Source organism: Streptomyces sp. OfavH-34-F (assembly GCF_022347745.1).
GTDB lineage: Bacteria > Actinomycetota > Actinomycetes > Streptomycetales > Streptomycetaceae > Streptomyces.
Genome location: NZ_JAKRGC010000279.1, coordinates 1 through 8571 on the forward strand (window position 1 = coordinate 1; position 8571 = coordinate 8571).

Below are 8571 nucleotides of genomic sequence, written 5' to 3' on the forward strand. Positions count from 1 at the left end.
CCACGCGCCCAGGTCGATCCGCGCCCGGCCGGACCCCCGCTGGAGCATCCCGGACCCCTCCGGGCCCCGCATCCGGCCGCGCGCCTCGAAGAGCCTGGGCCGGTCGGGCCGGGCCAGCCGCAGCGTCAGCCGGGCGTCGAGGTCCGGCGCGCTCATCACCTGCTCCACCTCGACGGCCGCGGTGCGCCGCCACTCCCGTACCCGCAGCGCCATCCGCTCCGCGTCACCGGGGCCGCCGATCTCGTAGCGCGCCCCGGGCCGGAGGTGGCGGCCCTTCACCAGGCGCAGGTCGGCGACCGGCTGCCCGTCCGGCATGAGGACGCTCTCGCCGCGCGCCCGGGTCGACTCGGCCACGTCGCAGAGCAGCGCGGCGAGTTCGTCGACCAGTTCGGGGCCCACGGCCAGGACGGTGACGGAGTGACGCAGGACGGCCATCGGCGGGTCTCAGATGCTCATCGAGCGGGCGGTGTTGACCTGGGCCATCACCATCGGGAAGGTGTCCGCCGCCAGGGCCGGGATCATCGTGGAGTGGTGCCGGCCCCCGCTGGTCACGGTGACCTGCACGAAGCCCGTGGTCCGCTTCTCCTTCATCAGCAGGAAGAGCAGACCGATCAGGCACAGCAGCGCGAAGACGATCGCCAGCACGATCGCGACCGGCGGAATCCTCTCCTCGGTGCGGGACATGTCCGTCGCCGTCCACACCGCGCCCCGCAGCGGCATCGTCCCGCTCGGCGTCACGATCGAGTCGCTCATCACCGTGATGTCGCCTATGGACAGCACCGGCGTGCCGCCGCCCGCCGGAGCAGGCCCCGGCTGCCCGGGGTAGCCGTACGACGGGGGCTGCGCGCCCGGATAGCCGTAGCCGGCGGGCGGCGAGGACGGCGGCGGGCCGGAGAGCGGCTGCGGGTAGCCGTAGACCGGGTTCCCGCCCGCCGGATAGCCGTAGCCCTGGGCACCCGGCGCGGCGGGCGGCGTGTCCGGCTTCCGGCCCGGCCCCCAGGTGGACGCGTCGTCCGCGTACGGATTCGGCTCGCTCAACGTTCCCCGCTCTCGTCGGACCGCGCACCCCCGTGCGCGGGAAGTCCCGCACGACCGTACCCCTCGGGTCTGCGCCGCGCAGCAAGAGGCCCCGCCTCCCGCGGAGTTCGCACTCCGCGGGGGACGGGGCCCCGGGTGCCGCGGGTTCGCGGCGGACGGATCAGAAGCGACGCGTGATCAGCGCGCGCTTGACCTCCTGGATCGCCTTGGTGACCTCGATGCCACGCGGGCAGGCGTCCGTGCAGTTGAAGGTGGTGCGGCAACGCCACACACCGTCACGGTCGTTGAGGATCTCCAGGCGCTGCTCGCCGCCCTCGTCGCGCGAGTCGAAGATGAAGCGGTGGGCATTGACGATCGCCGCCGGGCCGAAGTACTGGCCGTCGTTCCAGAACACCGGGCACGAGGACGTGCACGCGGCGCACAGGATGCACTTGGTGGTGTCGTCGAACCGCTCGCGGTCCTCGGGGGACTGCAGGCGCTCGCGGGTCGGCTCGTTCCCCTTGGTGATGAGGAAGGGCATGACGTCGCGGTAGGCCTGGAAGAACGGGTCCATGTCGACCACGAGGTCCTTGAGGACCGTGAGGCCCTTGATGGCCTCGATCATGATCGGCTTCTCCGGACTGATGTCCTTGATCAGCGTCTTGCAGGCGAGCCTGTTCTTGCCGTTGATCCGCATGGCGTCCGAACCGCAGATGCCGTGCGCGCAGGACCGGCGGAACGTGAGCGTCCCGTCCTGGTTCCACTTGATCTTGTGGAGGGCGTCGAGGACGCGCTCCTTCGGGTCGATCTCCAGCTGGAAGTCCTGCCACTGGGCCTCGTCGGAGACCTCCGGGTTGAACCGCCGGATGCGGAACGTGACCGTGATGTAGGGCGAGTCGGCGAAGCCCGCCTCGGGCTCCGGCGCCTTGTCGGCCTTGTCCAGGGTGGGGGTAGCCATCAGTACTTACGCTCCATCGGCTGGTAGCGGGTCTGGACGACCGGCTTGTAGTCCAGCCGGATCGACTCGGTGCCGTCCTCGGCGACCTCGCGGTACGCCATGGTGTGGCGCATGAAGTTGACGTCGTCGCGGTTCGGGTAGTCCTCGCGGTAGTGACCGCCGCGCGACTCCTTGCGGGCCAGCGCCGAGGTGGCCATGACCTCGGCGAGGTCGAGCAGGTTGCCCAGCTCGATGGCCTCCAGCAGGTCCGTGTTGAACCGCTTGCCCTTGTCCTGGATGGACACGTCCAGGTACCGCTTGCGCAGCTCGGCGATCTTGTCGACCGCGGTCTTGATCGTCTGCTCGGTGCGGAACACCATCACGTTGGCGTCCATGCACTCCTGGAGCTCCTGGCGGAGCGCGGCGACGCGCTCGGTGCCCGTGGAGTTCCGCAGCCGCTCGACCTGGTCGATGACCGCCTGCGCCGGGTTCTCGGGAAGCTCGACGAAGTCGCTCTTCGCGCAGTACTCGGCGGCGGCGATGCCCGCGCGGCGTCCGAAGACGTTGATGTCGAGCAGCGAGTTGGTGCCGAGGCGGTTGGCGCCGTGCACCGACACGCAGGCGACCTCGCCGGCGGCGTAGAGACCGGGCACGACGGTGGTGTTGTCGGCCAGCACCTCGCCCTCGACGTTGGTCGGGATGCCGCCCATGGCGTAGTGCGCGGTCGGCTGGATCGGGATCGGGTCCGTGTAGGGCTCGATGCCGAGGTACGTCCGCGCGAACTCGGTGATGTCCGGGAGCTTGGCGTCCAGCTGCTCCGGCGGCAGGTGCGTCAGGTCGAGGTAGACGTGGTCGCCCTCGGGACCGCAGCCGCGGCCCTCGCGGATCTCCGTGTAGATGGAGCGCGAGACGACGTCGCGCGAGGCGAGGTCCTTCATGACGGGGGCGTACTTCTCCATGAAGCGCTCGCCGTCCTTGTTGCGGAGGATGCCGCCCTCACCGCGGGCGCCCTCCGTCAGCAGGATGCCCATGCGCCAGATGCCCGTCGGGTGGAACTGGAAGAACTCCATGTCCTCCAGCGGCAGGCCCCGGCGGTAGCAGGCGGCCTGGCCGTCACCGGTCAGGGTGTGCGCGTTCGACGTCACCTTGAAGAACTTGCCGGTGCCGCCCGAGGCGTAGATGACCGACTTGGCCTGGAAGACGTGGATCTCGCCGGTGGCCAGCTCGTAGGCGACGACGCCGGCGGACTTCTTGACGCCGTCCTCCTCCACGACCAGCTGGTCCAGGACGTAGAACTCGTTGAAGAACTCCACGCCCTCCTTGACGCAGTTCTGGTACAGCGTCTGGAGGATCATGTGGCCGGTGCGGTCGCCGGAGTAGCAGGCGCGGCGGACCGGGGCCTCGCCGTGGTTGCGGGAGTGACCGCCGAAGCGGCGCTGGTCGATCCGGCCCTCGGGCGTGCGGCCGAACGGCAGGCCCATCTTCTCCAGGTCGAGAACGGCGTCGATGGCCTCCTTCGCCAGGATCTCGGCGGCGTCCTGGTCGACCAGGTAGTCACCGCCCTTGATCGTGTCGAAGGTGTGCCACTCCCAGTTGTCCTCCTCCACGTTGGCCAGCGCGGCGGCCATGCCGCCCTGCGCGGCGCCCGTGTGGGAGCGGGTGGGGTAGAGCTTGGTCAGCACGGCGGTGCGGCTGCGCTTGGTCGACTCGATGGCCGCGCGCATGCCGGCTCCGCCGGCGCCGACGATGACGGTGTCGTACTTGTGGATCTGCATGGTTTACCTCTGGTCCTTCGGGCCCGGCGCCTAGCGGATGTTCGGGTCGAAGGTGAAGATCACCAGCGTGCCCAGCAGGACGGTGAACACCGTGGCGGTGTACAGCAGCATCTTCAGCCAGAAGCGGGTGTTGTCCCGTTCGGCGTAGTCGTTGATGACCGTACGCAGACCGTTGGCGCCGTGCAGCATGGCGAGCCACAGCATCGCCAGGTCCCAGACCTGCCAGAACGGCGAGGCCCAGCGGCCGGCCACGAAGGCGAAGCCGATCTTGGAGACGCCGCCGTCCAGCACCAGCTGGATCAGCAGGTGGCCGAGGACGAGGACGACCAGCACGATGCCCGACAGGCGCATGAAGAGCCAGGCGTACATCTCGAAGTTGGTGCGCGAGCCCTTGGGGGTCTTGGCGGTCCGCTTGCGCGGAGGCTCGATGACGGGGGCCGGGTTGTCGACGTCGTACAGGGAAACGCCTTCGACGGCGCCGATCGCGGAAGTCTCGGTGGACATGTGCCTCAGCTCCCGAAGAGTTCACGGACGGCGTGGCCGAGGACGGGGTACAGCGCCCCCAGCATCAGCACGATCCAGATGCCCAGCACGGTCCAGAGCATCTGCTTCTGGACGCGCGGGCCCTTGGCCCAGAAGTCCACGGCGACGATGCGCAGACCGTTCAGCGCGTGGAAGAGAATCGCGGCCACCAGGCCGTATTCGAGGAGCGCGACGATGGGCGTCTTGTACGTGGCCACGACGTCGTCGTAGGCCTCCGGGGAGACGCGGACGAGGGCGGTGTCCAGGACATGCACGAACAGGAAGAAGAAAATGAGGACACCGGTGACTCGATGAGCCACCCAGGACCACATGCCTTCCCGGCCGCGGTACAGCGTTCCAGCCGGCACGGAAAAACCCTCCGGGAGCGGGGATCGGGGTCGGCCGGCTTGACTGTCGGTCTGACCCGGCCGGGTACGGTCCACCGGCCCCGGCCATCGTAGCGACGCTTTGTCGGTTCGATCGCGCGGGGCCCTCCGGTGTGATCAAAGTGGCAACGAATCAGGCACGGACGGGCTATGGGCGGGCCCCCGTGACCTCGCCGACCCGCTGTACGACGGGGTTTCCCGGGGTCGCGCCCCGGGAGCGGCCCGTTATCGACTCGATACCAAAGCGGTCAGCCGGCCCCGGGCGAGTCGCCGCATCTCGTCCGCCGCGACCGCCCGTTCCCGGTCCTCCTCGTGTCCCAGGCGGGCCCGGATGCCGGCCAGGACCTGATCCGGATGCTCCTCGGGGGCGTAGTCGTCCAGACAGATCACGAAGACGTGGCCGAACTTGCGTTCGTACTCCGCGTGGGCGGCGGCCAGTGCCAGATGGGCGGAGCGCGGCGCGTCCGGCCGCAGCCCCGGCGACACCTCGGCGGCCAGCGCCGCGGCGTGCCCGGCGGGGGAGAGGTCGTAGACCGCCTCGTCGGCCGCCGCGAGCAGGGAGTCCAGATCCGGGTAGGGGCGGTGTGCGGCCAGCCGGCGCGCCCAGACCCGGCTGCCGAAGCACTCCAGCAGGGCGGCCTCGGTCTGCCGGACGGGCGCGGTGTTGAAACGGAGCAGCCCCCAGCCGGGCGCGGCGGCGGCGCGCTTCTGCACGGGCACGGCGGTGCGCCGGGCGGGCCGGGGCGGCTGCTCGGGAAGGCCGGCGTGGGACTCGCTGGACCTGGACAGCGTGGGCTCCTGGAATGAACGGCATCGGTGAGCCTGGAAGGGGGAGGGATGGAGGGAGGGGGTGGGGACCAGGCGGACGAGTGGGGCGAAAGGAGTGACGAATGGGGCTCAACGCTAGCGAGGCGCGGAAACGGCCGGGCGACGAATGCGCGAATTTCACCCGGACGGGAGAGTTTCGTGATGTCTGATGGGCGAACTTCCGAGGAAAATGCCCGGCTATCACCCCACATCTGCCCTGTTTCTCTTGACTTCTGACCTGTTTCCCCCCGAATCCGGAGGTTTCTGACCGATGTCGCCCTCACGCGGTGCCCTCGCGGCCGGCGCGGCCCTCACGGCGGCGGTCGCGGTCACCGTCACCGTCCTCGTCTGGCCCGAGGGCTCCGGCGATCGGGGGGCGACCGACGCCTCGCGCCCGCCCGCCACGTCCGCGCTCTCCCCCTCCCCGTCCCCGACGCCCTCGCCGACCCGGAGCTACCCGCTCTCGAAGGCACCCCGCACCATCCCCGCCGTACGGGAGCACACCGCCGCCCGAGGCCCCGGCTGGCGGCCCGGCAAGGACAGCGCGGTGGTCGTCGCGGACGGCGGCGGCGCCCTCGCCGACGAGGGGAAGCTGCTGGCCGGCGAGCTGAAGATCCGCTACCGGGGCGAGGTGCCCGCCCGGGCCGGGGACGTCGAGCTGGCCCTGACCCCGAAGGCGGCCGGCGGGCCCGAGTCGTACACCCTGCGCACCGCCGACGGGCGGGTCCGGATCAGCGGTCCCGGCGAGGCGGGCGTCTTCTACGGCACCCGCACCCTCAAGCAGTCGGTGCGCGCCGACGGCGCCATGCCCGAGGGCGTGGTGCGCGACCGGCCGGCCAAGCCGCAGCGCGGCCTCAACCTGGACATCGCCCGCAAGCACTACTCCGCGTCCTGGATCGAGGACCGGCTGCGCGAGATGGCGGACCTCAAGCTCAACCAGCTCGGCCTGCACTTCTCCGACGACCAGGCGTTCCGCATCGAGTCCGACACCCACCCCGAGGTGGTCTCGCCCGACCACCTCACCAAGGCGCAGGTCCGGCACATCGTGGCGCTCGCCCGCCGGCTGCACATCGAGGTCGTCCCCGAGATCGACTCGCCCGGCCACCTCGGCGCGGTGCTGCGCGCCCACCCGGAACTCCAGCTCCACAACGTCTCCGGCGTCGCCTCGACCGGCTCGCTGGACATCTCGAAGCCGGGCGCGGCCGAGCTGATCGACGAGCTGCTCGGCGAGTACACCGAACTGTTCGGCGGGGCGTTCTGGCATCTGGGCGGCGACGAGTACCGCGCGCTGATGGCGCGCGATCCGGCCGCCTCCTACCCGCAGCTCCAGCGCGCGGCCGTCGCGAAGTACGGTGCCGGCGCGGGCATCGCCGACCTCGCCACCGGCTGGCTCAACGACCGGGCCGACGTGGTCCGCGCCCACCACATGCGCCCCAAGGCGTGGAACGACGGACAGTTCCGCGACAGCAAGGTCCGCGCCGACCGGGACATCGAGGTCGAGTACTGGACGGGCAAGGAGTACGGCGCCCGGCCGCCGGAGCAGTACCTGCGCGAGGGCCGCAAGCTGCTGAACCTCAACGACGAGTACCTGTACTACGTGCTCGGCCAGCCCAACGACTTCGTCTATCCGACCGGCGAGCGCATCTATGAGCAGTGGACCCCCCTCGTCCTGCGCGGCACCACCCCGGTCCCGGCCCGTTACTCCGGTCAGATCCTCGGCGGACGCTTCGCGGTCTGGGGCGACTTCCCGAACGCCCAGACCCCCGCGCAGGTGGCGGCCGGCATCCGCATGCCGCTGCGGGCGACCGCCCAGAAGCTGTGGGTACCGGGCAAGCCGGCCCTGAGCTGGACCGGCTTCCGGGCGCTGGCGAAGGAGATCGACGCGGGGTGAGGACCCCCCGGGAACCCACTGATCATGGACAGAACGGTCTGCGGAGCACTACGGTCCGGTGGCCGCGCCGTCCGGGGAGGGGGCGCGTGCACCGGCGCCGTGCCGATGCCGGCGCCGGGACCGCTCACCTCATGGGGGTTCCTTTTTCATGCCCAGTACGCTGCGTTCACCGGTGGGTCTCGGCAAGGCGGTGTGCGTACTGCTCGGCGCGGTGGCCGTCACGGACGTGCTGTCGATCGCCGCCGGTGTCCACAGCCGCATGCTGCTCGCGGACGGGCTGGACGACGGCTTTCTCGCGGTCGACGAGGACGCGCTGACGCTCGCCGACAACATGTACGGCACCGCCGGCGCCCTCCAGGGCCTCGCCCTGCTGGCGACGGGCATCGTCTTCATCGTGTGGCTGCGCCGGGTCCGGCGCAACGCCGAGGTGTTCGACCCGTACTGCCACACGTTGCGGCCGGGCTGGGCGGTCGGCGCGTGGTTCGTGCCCCTCGCCAACCTCTGGCTGCCGTACCGGGTGGCGACCGGCGTCTGGACCGCGAGCCTCCCGGCCGGCACTCTCGCGGACCGGGGCGCCGCCCCGCGCGGGGTGCTGAACGCCTGGTGGGCGGGGATGGTCGCGACGCAGATCCTCGGCCGGGCCGCCGGTGGCTACTACGACCGCGCGGAGGGCGGGGAGGAGGTCGTCCGAGGGCTCGATCTGGTCGTGGCCTCGGACGCGCTGGACATCGCCGCGGCCGTCGTGGCGATCCTGTTCGTCCGCAGGCTGACGGCGATGCAGGACCTGCGGGCGAGGGCCGGGGGATTCCCCGCCCAGGAGACTCCGCTGGGCGCGCGGTGGGGGCGCGCGCACTGAGGCCACACGTACGGAGGCACGCACACCGGAACCCTTCGTACGGAGGTCACGCGCCTCCCGGGGTACGAGGGCCACGCGCATCCCGGCGACGGTAATCAGCCAGTGGCAGTGACGCTTTTCGGCCAATCGACGCTGAATGGATAACAGGAAGCGCTGGGTCCTCCTGTGCTCCGCCATGGGTACGGGAGGGCCGACAGGAGATGTCGATGAGCCTGCTCGAACTGATCGCCGCGGCCGACGAGCGGGGGCTCGCCGCCGGCGCGACCGCCTGCCTCGAACGCTGTCTGCCCCAGCCCCCGCCGGGCGCCGACCCCGACCCGCTCCGCCCGCTATGGGCCGGCTGCGCCGATCCCCGGCTCTGGCCCGACCGGCTCGCCGGG

The 8571-nt window shown here is 71.0% G+C and carries 8 protein-coding genes and 1 pseudogene; 2 read left to right on the plus strand and 7 right to left on the minus strand.

Annotated elements, in window-relative coordinates; genetic code table 11:
* From MHW47_RS28105 to MHW47_RS28135, 7 genes and pseudogenes are all read right to left on the minus strand, one after another.
* A pseudogene (locus tag MHW47_RS28105) lies at positions 1-435 on the minus strand (hypothetical protein); the annotation flags it as partial.
* Between the two features lie 9 nt (positions 436-444).
* Complete coding sequence (locus MHW47_RS28110) at positions 445-1038, minus strand: hypothetical protein (protein WP_239226567.1); 594 nt, start codon at positions 1036-1038, stop codon at positions 445-447.
* 160 nt (positions 1039-1198) lie between these two features.
* A complete protein-coding gene (locus MHW47_RS28115) occupies positions 1199-1975 on the minus strand; it encodes a succinate dehydrogenase iron-sulfur subunit (protein ID WP_239226568.1) in 777 nt (258 codons plus the stop codon).
* Positions 1975-3729, minus strand: coding sequence for a succinate dehydrogenase flavoprotein subunit (gene sdhA / locus MHW47_RS28120; RefSeq protein WP_239226569.1), 1755 nt, complete (start codon positions 3727-3729; stop codon positions 1975-1977). Before sdhA ends, MHW47_RS28115 begins: the two co-directional genes overlap by 1 nt.
* 30 nt (positions 3730-3759) lie before the next feature.
* Complete coding sequence (locus MHW47_RS28125; RefSeq protein ID WP_239226570.1) at positions 3760-4233, minus strand: succinate dehydrogenase hydrophobic membrane anchor subunit; 474 nt, start codon at positions 4231-4233, stop codon at positions 3760-3762.
* A 5-nt stretch (positions 4234-4238) separates the two neighbouring features.
* Positions 4239-4619 carry a succinate dehydrogenase, cytochrome b556 subunit gene (gene sdhC / locus MHW47_RS28130; RefSeq protein WP_308381723.1) on the minus strand — a complete coding sequence of 127 codons (381 nt, stop codon included), beginning with the start codon at positions 4617-4619 and terminating at the stop codon, positions 4239-4241.
* A 243-nt stretch (positions 4620-4862) separates the two neighbouring features.
* Positions 4863-5357 (minus strand): 2-oxo-4-hydroxy-4-carboxy-5-ureidoimidazoline decarboxylase, encoded by a 495-nt coding sequence (locus tag MHW47_RS28135; protein WP_374230162.1) that lies wholly within the window; start codon positions 5355-5357, stop codon positions 4863-4865.
* Positions 5358-5715: 358 nt separating this feature from the next.
* Between MHW47_RS28135 and MHW47_RS28140 the strand changes: the two genes are divergently transcribed.
* The gene (locus tag MHW47_RS28140; RefSeq protein WP_239226571.1) at positions 5716-7335 is read left to right on the plus strand and encodes a glycoside hydrolase family 20 protein; all 1620 of its coding nucleotides are present in this window, start codon (positions 5716-5718) and stop codon (positions 7333-7335) included.
* A gap of 148 nt (positions 7336-7483) precedes the next feature.
* The gene (locus MHW47_RS28145) at positions 7484-8191 is read left to right on the plus strand and encodes a DUF4328 domain-containing protein (RefSeq protein ID WP_239226572.1); all 708 of its coding nucleotides are present in this window, start codon (positions 7484-7486) and stop codon (positions 8189-8191) included.
* The last annotated feature ends 380 nt before the right edge of the window (positions 8192-8571 follow it).